The organism is Microbacterium sp. ER1, assembly GCF_023383675.1.
Lineage (GTDB): Bacteria > Actinomycetota > Actinomycetes > Actinomycetales > Microbacteriaceae > Microbacterium.
In genome coordinates this window covers 96,366-114,649 of record NZ_QCXO01000133.1, presented here as the reverse complement: position 1 = coordinate 114,649, position 18,284 = coordinate 96,366, and the positions used below count along the sequence as shown (strand labels likewise).

At 71.3% G+C, this 18,284-nt stretch carries 17 protein-coding genes and 1 tRNA gene; 7 read left to right on the top strand and 11 right to left on the bottom strand.

The window, feature by feature from the left end; translation table 11 throughout:
- Nucleotides 1-6: 6 nt before the first annotated feature.
- Nucleotides 7-1,065, bottom strand: a complete 1,059-nt coding sequence (locus BV453_RS08325; protein ID WP_249521356.1) for a D-2-hydroxyacid dehydrogenase — start codon at nucleotides 1,063-1,065, stop codon at nucleotides 7-9.
- 163 nt (nucleotides 1,066-1,228) lie between these two features.
- On the opposite strand from BV453_RS08325, the gene gndA reads away from it, so the two are divergent.
- Nucleotides 1,229-2,683, top strand: a complete 1,455-nt coding sequence (gndA, locus tag BV453_RS08320; protein ID WP_025105645.1) for an NADP-dependent phosphogluconate dehydrogenase — start codon at nucleotides 1,229-1,231, stop codon at nucleotides 2,681-2,683.
- A gap of 51 nt (nucleotides 2,684-2,734) precedes the next feature.
- Here gndA and BV453_RS08315 read toward each other — a convergent pair whose 3' ends face one another.
- From BV453_RS08315 to BV453_RS08305, 3 genes are all read right to left on the bottom strand, one after another.
- Nucleotides 2,735-3,985 (bottom strand): FAD-binding oxidoreductase, encoded by a 1,251-nt coding sequence (locus tag BV453_RS08315; protein WP_249521355.1) that lies wholly within the window; start codon nucleotides 3,983-3,985, stop codon nucleotides 2,735-2,737.
- 76 nt (nucleotides 3,986-4,061) lie between these two features.
- On the bottom strand, nucleotides 4,062-4,781 hold the full coding sequence (locus tag BV453_RS08310) for an ABC transporter ATP-binding protein (RefSeq protein ID WP_174235374.1): 720 nt from the start codon (nucleotides 4,779-4,781) through the stop codon (nucleotides 4,062-4,064).
- A 47-nt stretch (nucleotides 4,782-4,828) separates the two neighbouring features.
- A complete protein-coding gene (locus tag BV453_RS08305; protein WP_249521354.1) occupies nucleotides 4,829-6,295 on the bottom strand; it encodes an ABC transporter permease in 1,467 nt (488 codons plus the stop codon).
- Nucleotides 6,296-6,459: 164 nt separating this feature from the next.
- On the opposite strand from BV453_RS08305, the gene BV453_RS08300 reads away from it, so the two are divergent.
- Nucleotides 6,460-7,188 carry a response regulator transcription factor gene (locus BV453_RS08300; RefSeq protein ID WP_025105641.1) on the top strand — a complete coding sequence of 243 codons (729 nt, stop codon included), beginning with the start codon at nucleotides 6,460-6,462 and terminating at the stop codon, nucleotides 7,186-7,188.
- A gap of 26 nt (nucleotides 7,189-7,214) precedes the next feature.
- The gene (locus BV453_RS08295; RefSeq protein ID WP_249521353.1) at nucleotides 7,215-8,702 is read left to right on the top strand and encodes a cell wall metabolism sensor histidine kinase WalK; all 1,488 of its coding nucleotides are present in this window, start codon (nucleotides 7,215-7,217) and stop codon (nucleotides 8,700-8,702) included.
- A gap of 260 nt (nucleotides 8,703-8,962) precedes the next feature.
- On the opposite strand, the gene BV453_RS08290 is transcribed toward BV453_RS08295, so the two are convergent.
- The 6 genes from BV453_RS08290 to BV453_RS08265 form a co-directional block, all read right to left on the bottom strand.
- Nucleotides 8,963-10,537 (bottom strand): FAD-dependent oxidoreductase, encoded by a 1,575-nt coding sequence (locus BV453_RS08290; protein WP_249521352.1) that lies wholly within the window; start codon nucleotides 10,535-10,537, stop codon nucleotides 8,963-8,965.
- On the bottom strand, nucleotides 10,534-11,427 hold the full coding sequence (locus BV453_RS08285) for an FAD:protein FMN transferase (protein ID WP_249521351.1): 894 nt from the start codon (nucleotides 11,425-11,427) through the stop codon (nucleotides 10,534-10,536). Before BV453_RS08285 ends, BV453_RS08290 begins: the two co-directional genes overlap by 4 nt.
- Before the next feature lie 15 nt (nucleotides 11,428-11,442).
- Nucleotides 11,443-11,919 (bottom strand): FMN-binding protein, encoded by a 477-nt coding sequence (locus tag BV453_RS08280; RefSeq protein WP_062636521.1) that lies wholly within the window; start codon nucleotides 11,917-11,919, stop codon nucleotides 11,443-11,445.
- Between the two features lie 92 nt (nucleotides 11,920-12,011).
- Nucleotides 12,012-13,046 carry a ribose-phosphate diphosphokinase gene (locus BV453_RS08275; RefSeq protein WP_025105636.1) on the bottom strand — a complete coding sequence of 345 codons (1,035 nt, stop codon included), beginning with the start codon at nucleotides 13,044-13,046 and terminating at the stop codon, nucleotides 12,012-12,014.
- A 7-nt stretch (nucleotides 13,047-13,053) separates the two neighbouring features.
- Complete coding sequence (gene glmU, locus BV453_RS08270) at nucleotides 13,054-14,484, bottom strand: bifunctional UDP-N-acetylglucosamine diphosphorylase/glucosamine-1-phosphate N-acetyltransferase GlmU (RefSeq protein ID WP_025105635.1); 1,431 nt, start codon at nucleotides 14,482-14,484, stop codon at nucleotides 13,054-13,056.
- A gap of 1 nt (nucleotide 14,485) precedes the next feature.
- Nucleotides 14,486-14,557: transfer RNA gene (locus BV453_RS08265), tRNA-Gln, on the bottom strand.
- Between the two features lie 121 nt (nucleotides 14,558-14,678).
- Here BV453_RS08265 and BV453_RS08260 point away from each other — a divergent pair.
- Entirely contained in the window at nucleotides 14,679-15,188 is a 510-nt protein-coding gene (locus BV453_RS08260; RefSeq protein ID WP_249521350.1) for a GNAT family N-acetyltransferase, read from the top strand.
- Complete coding sequence (locus tag BV453_RS08255) at nucleotides 15,185-15,679, top strand: MarR family winged helix-turn-helix transcriptional regulator (RefSeq protein WP_025105633.1); 495 nt, start codon at nucleotides 15,185-15,187, stop codon at nucleotides 15,677-15,679. The genes BV453_RS08260 and BV453_RS08255 overlap by 4 nt, the downstream gene beginning before the upstream one ends.
- A 178-nt stretch (nucleotides 15,680-15,857) precedes the next feature.
- Here BV453_RS08255 and BV453_RS08250 read toward each other — a convergent pair whose 3' ends face one another.
- Entirely contained in the window at nucleotides 15,858-16,328 is a 471-nt protein-coding gene (locus BV453_RS08250) for an Rrf2 family transcriptional regulator (protein ID WP_085606068.1), read from the bottom strand.
- A 62-nt stretch (nucleotides 16,329-16,390) separates the two neighbouring features.
- Here BV453_RS08250 and BV453_RS08245 point away from each other — a divergent pair, with 62 nt between their 5' ends.
- Together BV453_RS08245 and BV453_RS08240 are read left to right on the top strand one after the other, a co-directional pair.
- Complete coding sequence (locus tag BV453_RS08245; protein WP_249521349.1) at nucleotides 16,391-17,140, top strand: SDR family oxidoreductase; 750 nt, start codon at nucleotides 16,391-16,393, stop codon at nucleotides 17,138-17,140.
- A 218-nt stretch (nucleotides 17,141-17,358) separates the two neighbouring features.
- Complete coding sequence (locus BV453_RS08240; RefSeq protein ID WP_249521348.1) at nucleotides 17,359-18,282, top strand: pseudouridine synthase; 924 nt, start codon at nucleotides 17,359-17,361, stop codon at nucleotides 18,280-18,282.
- Nucleotides 18,283-18,284: the final 2 nt, after the last annotated feature.

Here is an 18,284-nt window from a genome sequence, read left to right as displayed (position 1 = left end):
CCCGGCTCAGTAGAACTCGACCGTGTCGACCACGGCACGCAGCTCCCGGCCGTCGAGCAGCCGGGTGGCGTTCTCGGCGAACCTCCGTGCGATGCGCTCCTCCTCCTTCGAGCTCAGAGCCGCCGTGTGCGGGCTGACGAGGACGCGGGGGTGTGTCCAGAGCGGCGAGTCGGCGGGCAGCGGCTCCTGCTCGAAGACGTCCAGCCCGGCGAAGCCGACGCGGCCATCGTCGAGCGCGGCGAGAAGCGCCGTCTCGTCGACGACGCTGCCGCGTCCGACGTTGGTGAGGATGACCCCGGGCTTCACGGCCCGGAGGACCTCCTCCCCGATGAGGTGCCTGGTCTGCTCCGTGCCCGGCAGGGTGACGACGATCGCGTCGACTTCGCCCACCGCGTCCACGAGCTCGTCGGGCGCGATGAGACGGTCGACACCCTCGACCGCGCGGCCGGAGCGGCTGGTTCCCCACACCCGGGCGCCGAGCGCGTGGAAACGGCGGGCGCACTCCGCGCCGATGCCGCCGATTCCGACGACGAGCACGGTCATCTCGTCGACCTGACGCATCTCCCAGCGGTCGGGCCAGGTGCGCTTCCGCTGGTCGTCGAGCAGCCGCGGGAGGTCCTTCGCCCCGGCGAGCACCGCGAAGAGCGCGAACTCGGCCAGCGTTCCGCCGTGGACGCCCGCGCTGGTGGTGAAGACGATGCGGTCGAGGTCGGCGCGGTCGAGTCCCGCCGCCTTGACGGTGCTGCCGCCCCCGGCCGCCGTGGTCATGACCCAGCGCAGTCCCGGATTGGCGGATACCGTCCGCGCCAGCGCCTGCGGGTCGACATCGGGGATGCCGAAGAGCACGTCCGCGGAGTCGACGAGATCGTCGAACGCGCGCTGCTGTTCCGGGGTCCGGCTGAACTCCGGGTCTCCCGACCAGTCGGCAGGGCCGCGCATAGGAGGCACGAGCGCCGCATCGTGGACGACCTCGAGACGCGGCTCGAGCTCTTCGATGAGCCCGCACAGCTCCTCCGCCAACGGCACCGCGACGACGGCGCGGACCTTCTTCTCGGACTCCGTCACGACCGACTCCCTCCAGCTCCTGTGCTCTCCTCAGCGTAGAGGTCCCGAGCGTCCCGGCCGCCCGGCACCGCGGACGATGACCGGGTCGCGTCACGGGTGCGCCTCGATCCGCCCTACAGCGATACGCTGAACTCAACCCTTCTTCACGATCGAGGAGCCTTCCGTGCCCGAAGCATCAGCGAACATCGGAGTCGTCGGACTCGCCGTCATGGGGTCGAACCTCGCCCGCAACCTCGCGAGCCGCGAGGGCAACACCGTGGCGATCTTCAACCGCAGCTACGAGAAGACGCAGACCCTCCTCGACGAGCATCCCGAGGCGGGCTTCATCCCGGCGAAGACCTACCAGGAGTTCGCCGATTCGCTGCAGAAGCCGCGTACCGCCATCATCATGGTCAAGGCCGGAGCTCCGACCGACGCCGTGATCGACTCTCTCGTCGAGGTCTTCGAGCCGGGCGACATCATCGTCGACGGCGGCAACGCCTACTTCCCGGACACCATCCGCCGCGAGAAGGCCGTCCGCGAGACCGGCATCAACTTCGTCGGCGCCGGCATCTCCGGCGGCGAGGAGGGGGCCCTCACCGGCCCCTCGATCATGCCGGGCGGCTCCGACGAGTCCTGGGTCACGCTCGGGCCCATCCTGAAGTCCATCGCCGCGGTCGCCGAGGGCGAGCCCTGCGTGACGCACGTCGGCCACGACGGCGCCGGCCACTTCGTCAAGATGGTGCACAACGGCATCGAGTACGCCGACATGCAGCTCATCGCCGAGGCGTACGACCTCATCCGGCGCGGCACCGGCAAGACGCCCGCGGAGATCGCCGAGATCTTCGCCGAGTGGAACCGCGGCGAGCTGGAGTCGTACCTCATCGAGATCACCGCCGAGGTGCTGCGGCAGGTCGACGCGTCCACCGGCAAGCCGCTGGTCGACGTCATCCTGGACCAGGCCGGCGCGAAGGGCACCGGCGCCTGGACCGTGCAGACCGCGCTCTCCCTGGGCGTGCCGGTCTCGGGTATCGCCGAGGCGACGTTCGCCCGCTCCCTCTCCTCGCACCCCGAGCAGCGCGCGGTCGCCGCGGCGCTTCCCGGCCCGGACGAGGAGTTCACGGTCCCGGCCGACGAGGTCGACGCCTTCGTCGAGGACGTCCGCCTGGCGCTCTACGCCTCCAAGATCGTCGCCTACTCGCAGGGCTTCGACGAGATCCGCGCCGGTGCCGCCGAGTACGGCTGGAACATCGATCTCGGTGCGATCTCCAAGATCTGGCGCGGCGGCTGCATCATCCGTGCACAGTTCCTGAACCGGATCGCGGACGCGTACGCCGAGACCCCCGACCTGCCGGTGCTGATGACGGCTCCGTACTTCGCCGAGGCGCTCACCCGCGGCCAGGCGGCATGGCGCCGCGTGGTGGTCACGGCGGCGCAGTCCGGCATCCCGGCTCCCGCCTTCTCGTCGTCGCTGTCGTACTACGACGGCATCCGCGCCGACCGCCTCCCGGCCGCTCTGGTGCAGGGTCAGCGCGACTTCTTCGGTGCGCACACCTACAAGCGCATCGACAAGGAGGGCACCTTCCACACGCTGTGGTCCGGCGATCGCTCTGAGATCGAGGCCGAAGACACGCACTGACCTCGGGTCTACGAAGGGCCGGGCACCGCAGGGTGCCCGGCCCTTCGTGCGTCAGACGAGGATGTTGTGGTTGCGGCGGAACACGTTCTGCGGGTCCCACTGCGCCTTCACCGCCCGCAGACGCGCGTAGCCGTCGCCGTCGTACATCCCGGACACCGCGTCCGGCCGCTCGCGGTCGACGAAGTTGCTGTACTCGGCGAGGCGGCGCCCGACGATCCGCTGCGCGTCGGCGGCGGCCTTCTCACGCTGCTGCTCGTCGAGCATCCCGGGGACGTCGAAGGCACCGGCCATGACGAACCACGTGGCGCTGCGCGCCGGGAAGGCCGTCTCCTCCTGCGGCACGTCGCCGAACGCCCCGCCGAGGGACCGGAGGAAGACGACCGAGGCGGGGTACTCCCGCCGATAGGCCACCAGCCGATCGATCGTCTCGTCGTCGAGATCGGCGACGAGACCGTTCCCGCCGAGGAACCCGGGAGGGGCGGGGGCCTCGCCGCCCTCGGGCTGCGGCATCTCCATCAGGATGTCCCGGTAGGCGGGCTCGGTGATCTCCGTCGTGACACCGTCGAGCGCGGTGATCGGCGCCAGTTCCACGCGCAGCGCTTCCGGGTCGGGCGCCGCCCATACGGAGGTCAGCCGGGCACCGGCCGGAGCACTCGGGTCCATGGGCGGCACGTCCATGTACGTGACGGTGAGCTCGCGCGGGGCGTCGCGGAGGAGTTCGCGCGCGGCCCGGAGCACGGCGGTCGCGTCGCCGTCGACGACGGACTCGGCCAGCGCGATCCCCGGCAGGCGATGCGCGTCGAAGTCGAAACGGGTGACGATGCCGAAGTTGCCGCCACCGCCGCGCAGCGCCCAGAACAGGTCGGGATGCTGCGTGGCCGAGACCTCCACCACTTCTCCGCTCGCGGTGACGACCTGGGCGCCGACGAGCTGATCGACGGCGAGGCCCCAGGCGCGCACCATCCAGCCGATGCCGCCGCCGAGCGTGAGACCGCCGACACCGACGCTGGCCGTGTCGCCGGAGCTCAGGGCGAGGCCGTGGCCGGCGAGGGCTGTCGCGACATCGCCCCAGACCGCACCGCCACCGATGCGCACGGCGGTGCCGTCGACCTCGATCGAGGAGAGCTCCCCGAGTTCGAGCCGCAGACCGGGAGCGGAGGCGTGGGACCAGGGCCCGTGGCCGCCGGAGACGACGGTCAGGGGGACCGCCTCCTGCGCGGCGGCGCGGACGAGCGCGGCGACCTCGGAGACGGTGGAGGGACGGTGGACGGTGGGCTGTGCGGATTCGACGTGGTCGACCATGAGCACACGGTAGACCCGGGGTCGGACATCGCGGAAGAGGGGCGGCCCACCGTCCGCCCCTCCCCCGCGCCGCCCGCTATCGGGTGATGTCCCTCACCGTCCCCTGCGTCAGACGCAGCCTTTTCGTCGCCCGCCGCGCCACCGCGGAGTCGTGCGTGACGACGACCATCGTGATGCCCTCCGCGCAGAGGCGTTCCAGCAGGTCGAGGATCTCGTCGCGCATCCTCTCGTCGAGGTTGCCCGTCGGCTCGTCCGCGAGCAGCACCCGGGGGCGCTTCACGATCGCCCGCGCGATCGCGACACGCTGCTGCTGTCCGCCGGACAGCTCCGCGGGACGATGGTCTCCGCGGTCCGCCAGGCCGACGTGGGCGAGAGCGGCGGCGACCCGGGTGCGTCGTTCCGCCGGGTCGATGCCGAGCGGCTCCAGGGCCATGTCGACGTTCTCCGCCGCCGTCAGCGTGGGGATCAGGTTGAACCCCTGGAAGACGAAGCCGATCTCCTGCGCGCGGATCCGCCCCAGCTCCGACGGCGAGGCCGACGACAGTTCACGGCCGTCCAGCTGCAGCGTCCCGGAGGTCGGGGTGTCGAGCGCCCCCAGCAGCTGCAGCAGCGTCGACTTGCCCCCTCCGGTCGGCCCCTGGATCGTGACGAAGGCGCCGGGCATGATCTCCAGGTCGACGCCGGTGAGTGCCGTCACCGTCCGTCCCCTCCGCGTATAGGTGCGGGTGACGCCCGTCGCCCGGTACAGCGGGGTCGCCGCCGACGAGGCCGGAACGCGGGCCTCCGAATCCGTCATCGTGGTCATCTCGGTCTCCTTCTCTCCTATGTGGTTCGCGACGCCGCTCATGCGACGGACCGCAGGGCCTCGGCGGGGCTCAGTCGCGCCGCCCGCCAGCCTCCGAAGGCGCCGGCGACGAGCCCGCCCAGCACCGCGAGGCCCACGGCGGCGACGAGCACCCAGGGGGTCAGCGGTGCCTGCAGCACGATGTCGGTGGCGATCTCCGCGCCCGGGGCCATGCCGCCGGGGCCACCGAAGCCGCCTCCTCCCTCCGGGCCTCCGCCGACGGCCGCGGAGCCGGCGGCCACGGTCGGCTGCGCGACGGTGATGATCAGGATCCCGGCGAGGCCGAGCACGAGACCTGCCGCTCCTCCGAGGAGTCCCTGCACCATCGACTCCCCGGCGACCTGACGCACGACGCGGCCGTTCGACCACCCCATCGCCTTCAGGGTGCCGAACTCGCGGGTGCGGCGGCCGACGCCGGAGAGCGTGAGGAGCACCGAGAGCAGCACGGCGACGGCGAGGACGATGATCGACAGCCAGGTGCCGAGGTTCGTGACGAGCGCCGTCGCGTTCGAGAGCGAGCCGGACACGGTCGCGGCGAGCTCGGACTGCGAGGAGACGGTGGCGTCGGGAAGCTCCTCCGCCAGGGTCGTCTGCACCTCGTCGATGGACGCCGCCGAATCCGCCTGCACGTACACCGTGGAGATCACGTCCTCCACCCCGGCCAGCTCCTGCGCGGTGTCGAGCGGGAGGTAGACGTCCGCCGCGGTGTCTGCGGCATCCGACGCCGAGGCGAGGAGGCCGACGACCTCGACGTCGGAGCCCGCGACGTCCAGGGTGTCGCCGACGGCGATGTCCTCGCTCGCGGCGTACGTGCTGTCCACCAGCGCGACGAGGGCTCCGCTGTCGTCGGCGTCCAGCCCACGCCCCTCGCCGATCTCGGCGGAGGCCAGCGGGCCGACCTCCGACGCGGACGGGTCGATGCCGAGGACGGTGAACGAATCGATGCCGAACGCACCGCCTCCACCCCCGCCACCACCCTGCGGAGGGGCCTGGCCCTCCGCGGGCGCCTCGCCACCCTCCGCACCGTCCTGCCCGCCGAAGCCGCCGCTCGGCAGCTCACCGGAGAAGGTCGAGTTCGTCAGGCTCAGCGCACCGGTCGCGGCGGCGACGCCGTCGGTACCGGCCACCGTGTCCAGCACCGCGGCATCGAGCGTCGTCCGGCCGAAGTCCGTGCGCAGGGTCGACTGCTCCAGGGTCGTGGTCTCGCCGTCGCTCTCTCCCGCGTCCTCGTCGAACTCGAACCGCGGCCCCGTCCCGTCGCCCGGTTCCGCGGCCGCACCCGTGACGGTGAGATCCGTCCCGACCCCGTACACCGCCGCGAGCGACTGCGCCTGGGCGTCGCGCACACCGGTCGTCAGGGCGTTCACCACGATCACGAGTCCGATCGCGATCGCGAGACCGATGGCCACGATCGCCGTCTGCTTCTTGCGGCCCGCGAGTTCGCGCCGCAGATATCGTCCGTACATGTCTCTCCTCCCGCCGCGACGATCGCGGCGCGGAACCGACGCTAGGGACGGCCGTTATGCGGATTCGAGGGACGGATGATGAGGGTTCTATGAGGCGGACATCTCCCAGAGAACCCATAGCCCGCTCCATAGAAATCACATAGGAACTTCCGCAGAATAGAGGCATGACCAGCGACCTGCCCGAACTGCGCCGCCCCGACGGCTCCCCTCTGCGCATCCTCGCCGTGGACGACGAGCAGATGCTCACCGATCTGCTCGCCATGGCCCTGCGCATGGAGGGCTGGGAGGTGCGCACCGCCTCCTCCGGTCTCGAGGCGATCCAGGTCGCGAAAGAGTTCGAGCCGGACGCCCTCGTGCTCGACATCATGATGCCCGACCTCGACGGGATGGCCGTGCTCAAGCGCCTCCGCGAAGCGGGCAATCTCGTCCCCGTCCTGTTCTTGACGGCGAAGGATGCCGTGGGCGACCGCGTCGCCGGGCTCACCGCCGGGGGCGACGACTACGTGACCAAGCCCTTCAGCCTGGAGGAGGTGATCGCCCGGCTCCGCGCGATCATCCGGCGCACCGGACACGCCAGCGCCGACGACGGGCAGTCGATCCTCCGGGTCGCCGATCTCACGCTCAACGAGGACAGCCACGAGGTCGTCCGGGACGGCGTGGAGATCGAGCTGACCGCGACCGAGTTCGAACTGCTGCGCTACCTCATGCGCAACGAGCGCCGGGTGCTGTCCAAGGCGCAGATCCTGGACCGCGTCTGGAGCTACGACTTCGGCGGCAAGTCGTCGGTCGTGGAGCTCTACATCTCCTACCTCCGGAAGAAGATCGACGCCGGGCGCACGCCCCTCCTGCACACCGTGCGCGGCGTCGGCTACATGATCAAGGCCCCGCAGTGAGCGGAGCGACGGTGACGCGACGGCCCATGAGCCTGCAGACGCGGCTGATGACCGCGGTGATCGGGTTCGTGTCGCTGATCCTCGTCATCGTCGCCGTCATCACCAGCGCCACCCTCGGCAGCACGCTCGAGGACCAGCTCGACAACAAGGTGAAGAGCTACGCCGCGACGATCCGGGATCGGATCGTGGAGGGCGTCGCGCCGTCCGAGGCCACCGTCGACAACATCCTGTATCGCCTGGACCCCATGCCCGGACTTCTGCTGTCGCTCGGCAGCCCCATCGCGGGGCCGAGCGGCGTCGCCTTCGAGGACAGCCGCGGGGCGCTGAACAGCACGCCGCAGCCGCTCACCCCCGGTCAGCTGCAGCAGCTCTACGGAACGGTCGCACTCGGCACCCCCGCCACGGTCTCCTTCGACGGCCTCGGCTCGTATCGGGTCGTCGCGACCACCGCGAGCAACGGCGTCGTCGTCGTCACCGGGCTCCCGCGCGACGACATCCAGCATCAGCTCACGCAGCTCCTCACCGTGATCCTGCTCGCGACGGCGGGCGGCCTGATCCTCCTCGCCCTGACGACGGCGGTCACGATCCGTGTCGGGCTGCGGCCGCTGCGGGCGGTTGCGGCGACCGCGACGAGAGTCGCCAATCAGCAGCTCGACCGCGGCGAGGTCAGCATCACCGAGCGCGTGCCGGCGAGCGAGGCCGATCCGCGGACGGAGACCGGGCTCGTCGGCGCCGCACTCAACAAGCTCCTCGACCACGTGGACACGTCCCTCTCGGCGCGGCAGAAGAACGAGGAGCAGATGCGCCGGTTCGTCGCCGACGCGAGCCATGAGCTGCGTACGCCCCTGGCTTCCATCCGCGGCTACTCGGAGCTCTCGTTGCGGGCGCTGCGTCAGGCACCGGAGACGACGAAGGAAGACGCGGTCATCGAGGGCACGACCTCCTCCTTGGAGCGCATCCAGGCGCAGTCGCTGCGCATGACACGGCTCGTGGAGGACCTGCTGCTCCTCGCCCGTCTCGACGAGGGACGCGAACTCGTGTACGGAACGGTCGACCTCGCCCAGCTCGCCCTCGAGGGCCTCTCGGATGCGCGGCCGACGGCGGTCGATCATCACTGGAACATCGAGGTGCCGGACGAGCCGGTCACCGTCGTCGGGGATGCCGGGCGGCTGCATCAGGTCGTCGCGAACCTGCTGGCCAATGCCAGGACCCACACCCCCGCGGGGACCACGGTGACGCTGAGCGTGGCCCGGGAGGGCGACGAGGCCGTGCTCCGCGTGCACGACGACGGCCCGGGGATCGATCCCGCCCTCCGCGATGAGCTCTTCGCCCGTTTCGCCCGCGGGGACAGCTCCCGCGCCCGGCAGACCGGAGGGACCGGGCTCGGTCTCGCGATCGTCAAGGCCATCGTGGAGGGCCACCACGGCCGCATCTCGGTCGACAGCGAGCCCGGCGACACGACCTTCACGGTCCGGATCCCGATGACTCCTCCCGGCGAGACCCCCGACGCCTGACCCAGGGGTTCCTTCTACCCCGCTCAGCTGCACGACCGGAACCCGCCCGCACGACCGATCCGTTCACACCCTCGTGCACCCGTTCCCCGGTCGCGCAGGTGTCCCCCGGTCGTGCACCCGTCCCCCGGCCGTGCACCCATCCCATCGGCACGATCCGGGGGCGGATGCACGACGAGGCCGGGGATTCCGTCGTGCGGGTGTCGCGGGGTCGTGCAGGTGTCGCAGCGTCCCCGGGCCGAGGGGACGAAAGACGATCCGGGTCAGTAGCCGGCGAAGGCGTCCGTGGTGAGGGAACGGGCCTTCTGCAGCGCGGGCGCGAGGTCGGCGATGAGCCGCGGCGGCCCGGAGATGAAGGCGTGCCGCGCCGAGAGGTCCCCCACCGCGTGCTCCAGGGTCTCCGCGTCCAGGCGGGCCCCCTGCGCCCAGGTCCAGTGCGCGGGGAGGCCGGCCGGCTCGTCGCGGGTGAACACGACCGCGCGCACACCCGTCGCGGCGAGCTCGTCGCGGAAGGCGAGCTCCTCCGCCGAGGACGCCACGTAGACGAGGACGATGTCACGCCGCTCCCCCGTCGCCTGGAGCTGCCGGAGCTGCGACACGAACGGAGTCACACCGATGCCGGCCGCGACCATGAGCACCGGCTGCTCGCCGCGCGGGAGGATGAAGTCGCCCCAGGTTCCGGTCACGGCGAACGTCGCACCGGGCTCGGCCGCCGCAAGAGCCCGCTTGTAGCTCGACGGGTGCTGCTGGTCGCCGTTCTTGTACGCGATGCGAAGGGTCGGAAGGTCGGCCGGAGCGGACACGATGCTGAACTCGCGGCGCGTCCCGCGCGCGTCCGGCCGTCGGTGCGGCACGTCGAGCTCGAGATACTGCCCGGGGAGGAACCGCACGCGGCCCTTCGCCCGGAAGGTGAGCTCCTGGGCGGTCGGCGTCACGGAGGTGCGGCTCTCCAGGACGAGACGCACGGACCCGCGGAGCGCGAACGCGAAGGCCACGAGGTTCCCGATGAGCAGTGCGCGCTCCTGCCCGAGCGTGAACAGACCGGCCACCGAGATCGGCCAGCCCGCGAGCACGCCCACCACGACGGCGACGACGAGCTGCTGCCGACGACGCGGCGGGAGCGTCAAGGGCTCCGACAGCATGAACGCGCCGAGGAAGAGGAACGGCGACTGGAGCACCGCGAACGACAGCGCCGTCACGGCGTCGAAGGCCACGTCGAACTGTACGGCCTGCACCGCCTGCCGCACGATCGAGGTGGCGACGGCGACGACGAGGAAGAGCAGGACGACCCCGACCTTCTCCGTACGCCAGAGCACGGCGAGCCCGAGGAGGACGACGGGGATAACGAGCACCGGCGTGCCGACCCACCAGGAGGACGAGGTGCCGAGCCAGCTGAACGCCCCGAACGCCCCCAGGATCGACACGACCGCGGCACCGAACGCCGCCGGGTTGAAGATGTGGCGTCCTCGCCAGGCGATGAGGTACTTGGACACGCTGGCCACCGCGCCCGCGATGGCGAGGCCGAGCAGTGCCGACGGCTCGATGCCGGGACGCAGCACGAACAGCAGGATGAGGGCTGTGACGAGTGAGGACTCCACGCGCCAGGGCAGGCGGAGCAGGCGCTGCGCGACCGCGTCCACGGCCGAAATCACGACCGCGAGCACGAGGAAGGATGCCACCAGCTCCACCGGCGTCGGAGAGACGATCACCCCGAGCAGGGACAGCACGAGCGCGATGAGCGCGAGGGCCGTCAGCGCGAACAGCACGAGACGGTACATCGACAGTGAGCCGAGCACGGCGAGGACGCGCTGGCGTGCGGCGGCGAAGGCGGTGGTCATGGTGTCCTGTCTCCCACGGTTCCGGCGGCTCGCGCAGGAGCTGCGGTGAAGAGCTCGGCCCGGCAGCCGGGCGAGCGCTGCACACGGCCGTCGGTGGTCATGCGCACCCATTCGACGCCCCAGCGGGCGGCCAGCTCCGGGCCGCCGTCGAAGAACAGCGCGGTGGCCACGGCATCCGCCGTCATCGCCTCCGGGGCGAGTGCCCACGTCGCCGCCCAGGTGCGGACGGGCTGTCCCGTCCGCGCATCGAGCACGTGGTGGAGGCCCTCGCCCCAGGCCCGTCGATTGACGGCCGAGGCGCACAGCGCGCCGTCGGTGATCTCGACGACGCCGATCGCCTTCCGCGCATCGAACGGGTGCTCGAGAGCGACGCGCACGCCGGCGCCGCGCACCCGGATGTCTCCGCCGGCATCCACGACCACGTCCCCGGGGACGACCGCCAGCACCGCCATGACCCGGTCGACGAGACGCCCCTTGCCGAGGGCGCCGACATCGAGCAGGGCGGGCGCAGGGGCGTCGATCGCCCCGGCGGACCACGTGAGCCGCGAGGTCCAGGACGCGGGAGCCGGGCGGGGATCGCCGGCCTGCAGCGAGTAGGTGGCGTCGTAGCCGAGGGCGACAAGGCTGTCGGCGACCAGCGGATTCACCGCACCGGCCGTGGCCGCGTCGAGATCGCGATAGGCGTCAAGCATCGGCCCCGCGTCCGGCGAGGACAGGCGACCGCCGGAGCGTCCGAGACGCACCACGTCGGAGTCGTCTCGGAAGCGGGACCAGAGGCGATCGAAGCGCTCGATCTCGGCGGTCACGGCCGCGCGGACGTCATCCGTGAGCGCGGCACCGGTCTCGATCTCCCACCCGGTGCCGATCGCCTCGAATCGCCACTCCCCCATGAGGACGCCTCGCGCCTAGGCGGCGGCCTGCTCCTTGATGGAGGCCACGGCGTCGTTGAAGCCGCCGCTCGTGAGCGACGACCCGGCGACCCGGCTGACGTTCAGCTCGTCGATCGGCTTTCCCACGACCTCGTCGGCGATCCCGTCGATGAACTCGCCCTGGTACCGCTCGGTCTCCGGAGCCTTCGGGTCTCCGGTCACCTCGACCTCCGTCACGACGCCGTCGGCGAGGGTGAGCGTGACGGTGATCTCCTCCACCGTCTCCGGGGTCTGGTACGAGCCGTCGGCGGTGTACGTGCCGTCGGTGTAGGTGCCGGAGGCGTCACCCCCGCTCGACGAGGACGAGGTGCTCGACCCCGCGGTCTCGTCGGTGCCGGTCGAGGTGTCTGCGGCGTCGCCGGTCGACGAGCATCCGGCGAGGACGAACAGCCCCGCGATCCCGAGAAGGGCGGAGCCCGTGCGGACAGAGGTCGGAACGGTCGTGCGGATCATGGGGTCCTCCGTGGTCGTCGTCGGTCGACTCTTCCGTCGATGACTCGACCGTAAGCACCAGGGCTATGCGCGGGCTGTGCCGTCCCGATGAGTTACGCGTCCCCGCCGAACATGCTCGTGACGGAGCCGTCTTCGAAGACCTCATGGATCGCCCGCGCGAGCAGCGGCGCGATCGGCAGCACCGTGAGGTTCTCCCAACGACGCGACGCGGAGAGCGGGATGGTGTCCGTGACGACGACCTCGTCGATCGCCGCGTCCTGGAGCCGCTCAGAGGCCGGGTCGCTGAAGATCGCGTGGGTCGCCGCGACGATCACGCGGTGCGCGCCGTTCGCCTTCAGCGCCTGCGCGGCCTTGACGATCGTGCCGCCGGTGTCGATCATGTCGTCGACGAGGAGGCAGGTGCGCCCCTCGACGGTGCCGACGATCTCGTGCACGGAGACCTGGTTGGCGACCTTCGGGTCGCGGCGCTTGTGGATGATCGCGAGCGGCGCGCCGAGGCTGTCCGACCAGGTGTCGGCCACGCGGACGCGGCCCATGTCCGGGGAGACGACCGTGAGGATCTCGCGGTCCTCCGGCGTGAGCGTGCGCTCGAAGTGGTCCAGGAGCACCGGCTTGGCGAACAGGTGGTCGACGGGGCCGTCGAAGAAGCCCTGGATCTGGGCGGCGTGCAGGTCGACGCTCATGACGCGGTCGGCGCCCGCCGTCTTCAGCAGGTCGGCGACGAGGCGGGCGCTGATGGGCTCGCGGCCGCGGCCCTTCTTGTCCTGACGCGAGTACGGATAGTACGGCGCGACGACGGTGATGCGCTTCGCCGAGGCGCGCTTGGCAGCGTCGATCATGATGAGCGTCTCCATGAGCCACTCGTTGACCGGCTCGCCGAAGGTCTGCACGAGGAAGAGGTCGCAGCCGCGGATCGAGACCTCGAAGCGGGCGTAGATCTCGCCGGAGGCGAAGGTACGGTGCTCGACCGGAGCGATCTCGGTGCCGAGCGACGCGGCGACGGCCGCCGTCAGCTCGGGATGCGATCGACCACCCGCGATGACCAGACGCTTCTTCGTCTTGGCGACGAGGCCGGGGGCCACGCCGTTGTCGCGATCCAGGTCGACCGTCTTCTTCTTCCGGGCCATGCTCCGCCTATTCCGCCGAATTCTCCCGGGCCGCGGCATCCGCCGCGCCCGTCCCTGCTCTGTTCTTCTCGACCCACCCCTCGATGTTGCGCTGGGGGGCCACGCTCATGGCCAGGGCACCGGCCGGGACGTCCTTGCGGACGACGGCGCCGGCGCCGGTCTTCGCACCAGGACCAAGCCTAACGGGCGCGACCAGCACCGTGTGCGAGCCGGTGTGCACCTCGTCGCCGATCTCCGTGCGGTGCTTGTTGACGTCGTCGTAGTTGGCGGTGATGGTGCTCGCCCCGAGGTTCACCCCGCGGCCGATGGTCGCATCACCGACGTACGACAGGTGCGGGACCTTGCTGCCCTCGCCGATCTCCGCGTTCTTCGTCTCGACGTAGGCGCCGATCTTGCCCTTCGGCCCCAGCACGGTGCCGGCGCGGAGGTAGGAGAACGGGCCGACGGTCGCCTCGGCGCCGATCACGGCCAGGGTCGCGTCGGTCCGGCGGACGACCGCGTCCTCCCCGACCTCGCAGTCGACGAGAGTGGTGTCCGGACCGATCGTCGCCCCCGCGGCGATCGTCGTCGCGCGCAGGATCTGCGTGTTCGGCAGGATCGTGACGTCGGGGGCGAGCGTGGCGTCGTCGTCGATCCAGGTGGTCGCCGGGTCGACGATCGTGACGCCCTCGAGCTGCCAGCGACGGACGATGCGGGCGTTCAGACGACGGCCGACCTCGGCGAGCTGGGCGCGGTCGTTGACCCCGAACGTGACCTCGACGTCCGACACGATCGACGCCGCGACCCGGTCGCCGTCCCGACGCACGAGGCCGGGCACGTCGGTCAGGTACATCTCGCCCTGGGCGTTGTCCACGCCGATCCGCGGCAGGTAGGTGCGCAGCGTGGCGGCGCGGAACACGTACATGCCGGCGTTGATCTCGCTGACCGCCGCCTCCTCCGCCGTGGCGTCCTTCTGCTCGACGATCCGGTCGACCGTGCCGTCGGCGTCGCGGATGACCCGTCCGTAGCCGGTGGGGTCGTCGACGAGGGCGGTCATGAGGGTGGCCGGGGCTCCGGAGGCGCGGTGCTCGTCGAGGAACGTGGAGAGCGTCTCGGCATCGGCCAGCGGGCAGTCGCCGGAGAGCACGAGCACATCGCCGTCGAAGTCCGCGGGCAGCGCGTCGACCGCGACCTGGACGGCGCGGCCCGTGCCCGGCACGTCGTCCTGGTCGACGAAGACCGCGTCCGGGTAGTCCTCGCGCAGCGCCGCCACGACCTGATCGCGCTCATGGCGCACGACCACCTCGATGTGCGCCGGCTGCAGACGGGTGGCCGTCGTCAGCACGTGTCCGACCAGAGGCCGCCCGCTGATCCGGTGCAGCACCTTCGGCAGGCGCGACTTCATGCGCGTGCCTTGGCCCGCGGCGAGGACGACGATGGCGAGGTTGTTCCCAGTCATGCTCCGCCGCCAGGACTCGAACCTAGACCTCACAGCTCCAAAGGCTGTCGTGCTGCCATTACACCACGGCGGACCGCGGCGCCCGGGGCGCCGCCCGATAAGTCTGCCACGTCCCGGTCTCCGTTCCTGTGTGTGCGACTCGCGTCGCGCCGGCCCGTCATCCGCCCGAAACACCGCTCTGCGATGCTGGGACGATGAGCCTCGTGATCGACCGTGTCACCGTCGCCACCCCCGAGATCGCGGCCTTCGTCGCCGCCCACCACGCGGAGATGGACGGCACCGCTCCACCCGAGAGCCAGCATGCGCTCCCGCTCGACCGGCTGCTGACTCCGCGCGTCCGGTTTTTCACGGGACGGGTCGACGGACGGATCGCTGCGACGGGCGCCCTCGCGGTCGTGGAGGACGGACATGAGGAGCTGAAGTCGATGCGCACCGATCCCGCCTTCCGCGGACGCGGGTTCGGGCGGACGATGCTCGGTCATCTCCTCGACGACGCCGGCGCGCGGGGCGTCCGGCGGCTCTCACTCGAGACCGGCCGCGACCCCTTCTTCGCACCCGCGCGCGCGATGTACGCCGCCGCCGGGTTCCGCGAGGGCGCCCCGTTCGGCTCCTACCTCCCCGACCCGCACAGCGCGTTCCTCACGATGCTCCTCCCCGCGTCCTCCGCGGCCACGACCCCGCCGCACGCGATAATGAACGGATGAGCGAGGCGGATGAGGTCGATCGGATCGTCGGCGCGTGGAACACGCAGCGCCCCGACCTCGACTTCTCCCCCCTCGAGGTGCTGTCCCGCATGGACCGCCTCTCCCGACACCTCGACCGCGCGCGCCGCGAGGTGTTCCGCCGAAGCGACCTCGAACCGTGGGAGTGGGACGTGCTGTCGGCGCTGCGCCGCGCCGGGTCGCCGTTCCAGCTCTCCCCCAAGCAGCTCCTGCAGCAGACCCTCGTGTCGAGCGGCACCATGACCAACCGCATCGACCGTCTGGTCGGCCGTCGCTTCGTGCGCCGTGAAGCCGACCCGGCCGATGGTCGCAGCGTGCTCGTGACCCTGACCGACGACGGCCGGGTCCGGGTGGACGCCGCGATCACCCGGCTCGTGGACGCCGAGGCCGACCTGCTGCGCGCCCTCTCCCGCGCCGACCGGGACCGACTGGCCGCCCTGCTGCGGAAGCTGAGTCTCAGCTTCGACACCTGACCCGCACCCTGTGTGGTTCGGTCCGGATCGGTCCGTTCCGTCTGTTCCGTCCGGCCTGTTCCGCCCGCACGATCCGCGCACGGCTGCCCGGGAGAAGTGGTCACCTGGTCGTGCATCCGGACCCGGGTCGTGCAGGCGTCGCAGGACCGACCCGGCACGGATCGTGCGAACGGGCAGGTCAGGGTCCGAGGAGGAGGCGCCGGTTCTTGGCCGGGACGGTGTCGGGGAGCGTGCCGACGACCTCCGCGATCGACACCGCCTCGAGAGAGGCCCTCCAGGCCTCGTGGGCACGGCGCATGACGACGGCGAGTCCGCACGGCGCGGTGCAGTCCTCCGGACGGGCGGCGCCTCTCCCCTGCTGACGGAGTTCGCGGCAGATGTAGGGGTCGGCGGCGCCGTCGACCGCGGTGACGAGGTCGAGGATGGTGATGCTCTCGGGCTCCCTGGCCAGGCGGAAGCCGCCGCGGGGCCCCGTGCTCCCGGTGAGGATGCCTGCGCGAACGAGCTTCGCGAGCTGCTTCGAAAGGTACGGCCCCGGCACGCCGAAGTGCTCGGCGAGCTGTGCCCCGGACACCGTCGACCCCGCGGGGAGCTGAGCGATCACGGCCACGGTGTGCAGCACCCATTCCGAGGTCTCCGGGAGTTTCACTTGCCCATCGTATCCGGGCGCCCTATTGTGGACACACAATATCCATGATTGAAGGAGTGGGCATGCGCATCGCGGTCGCAGGAGGAACGGGCCGGATCGGGCGACTGGTCGTCGAGGAGGCCCGGCGTCGGGGCCACGATCCGCTGTCGCTCAGCCGCAGCGAGGGGGTCGACCTGACCGCGGGCGAAGGTCTCGCGACGCTGCTGCGCGGAGTGGACGCGGTCGTCGACGCGACGAATCCCCCGGTATCCGATGTGGCCGAGGCCGAGCGGGTGTTCACCACGCTCAGCCGCACGCTGCTCGCCGCCGAGGACGAAGCCGGGGTTGACCACCACGTGGCCCTCTCGATCGCGGCGCTCGATCGCGTGCGCGGGAACCCCCACTACGCAGGCAAACGCGCCCAGGAGCGAGAGGTCACTCGTGGTCCCGTTCCGTTCACCGTCGTGCGGGCGACGCAGTTCCACGACTTCCCCGCGATGATCGCCGAGTGGAGCATCGAGGACGGCGAGGGCGTCGTGCCCCCGCTGCTGCTGCAGCCCATCGCGCCTGCGGACGTGGCCGTCACCCTCGTCGACGCGGCGGAGTCGCCGGCGCTCGGCGGCTCGTTCGACATCGCCGGACCCCGCACGGAGGACGCCGTCGACATGGCGCGCCGCACTCTCGCGGCGTGGGGTCGCGACCTTCCGCTGCGCGCCGCGTGGGAGGGTGCCGCACTCGGCGTCGAGTTCGCGGGTGAGGTGCTGCTTCCCGGCGACGACGCGCGCACGGCGGCGACGACCTTCGACGACTGGCTCGCCGCCGAAACCCGCTGACACCCCGCCTGTTCCGGGGCCTCCTGTCCGGCCCCCTCGCTCCGAATGCACGACCAGGGTTCGGACGTGGGACGAGAACCCCGGAACGGTCGTACAGGCGCAACGGGATCGTGCAACCGAGGCAGGAGTGGCCGCGGCCCACGGACCCTGCCCGAGCGGTCGCCTAGGCTGGGAGCACCCGGTCGCAGCCCCGCGACCCCTGCTCCGAAGGCCGAGACATGGGCATGCCCTCCCCGCTTCCCGTGCGCGACGGGGTCGGCGCGACCCGGCTGCACGTGCCGCTGACGGGTGCGTGGCCGACCATCGCCGCCTACATGGTCGAGCAGTTCTTCCACCTCGATCCGGAGCGGCTGCTCGTGCGCTTCGACCGCGGGGAGATCGTCGCGCGCGACGGCCGGCCGCTCTCCCGGGACACGCCTCTCGGCGCCGAGGAGTTCGTCTGGTACTACCGGGAGCCTCCGGTCGAGAAGGAGATCCCGTTCACCGAGGAGATCCTGCACCAGGACGAGCATCTGGTGGTGGTGGACAAGCCGCACTTCCTCCCCACCACGCCGGGCGGCAAGTACCTGCAGAACTCCGCCCTCGTCCGGCTGCGCAACCGCCTCGGCAACCCGGATCTCACGCCCATCCACCGCCTCGACCGGGCCACGGCGGGGCTGCTGATGTTCTCCGCCCGTCCGGCCACCCGCGGCGCCTACCAGCTGCTGTTCGAGGACCGTCGTGTGGAGAAGGTGTACGAGGCGGTCTCCGCGCGCCCGGCGGACTGGGATCCGTCGCGGTTCCCCCTCGTCTACCGCAACCGGATCGAGAAGCTCCGCGGTCAGGTGTGCGTGCAGGTGGATGAGGACGGCGAGCCGAACTCCGAGACGCTCATCGAGGTCATCGCCGCCGACGATCGCTTCGTGCACACGCTTCTCCGTCCGCACAGCGGGAAGATGCACCAGCTCCGCGTACACCTCGCCGCGCTCGGCCTCGGCATCCTCCACGACGGCTTCTACCCCGTGCTGCAGCCGGAGCGTCCGGACGACTTCACCCGCCCGCTCCAGCTCCTCGCACGCGAGCTCCGGTTCACCGATCCGCTGACCGGGCAGGAGCGCACGTTCACCACGCGCCGGAGCCTGCAGGAGGCCCCGGCACGCTGATC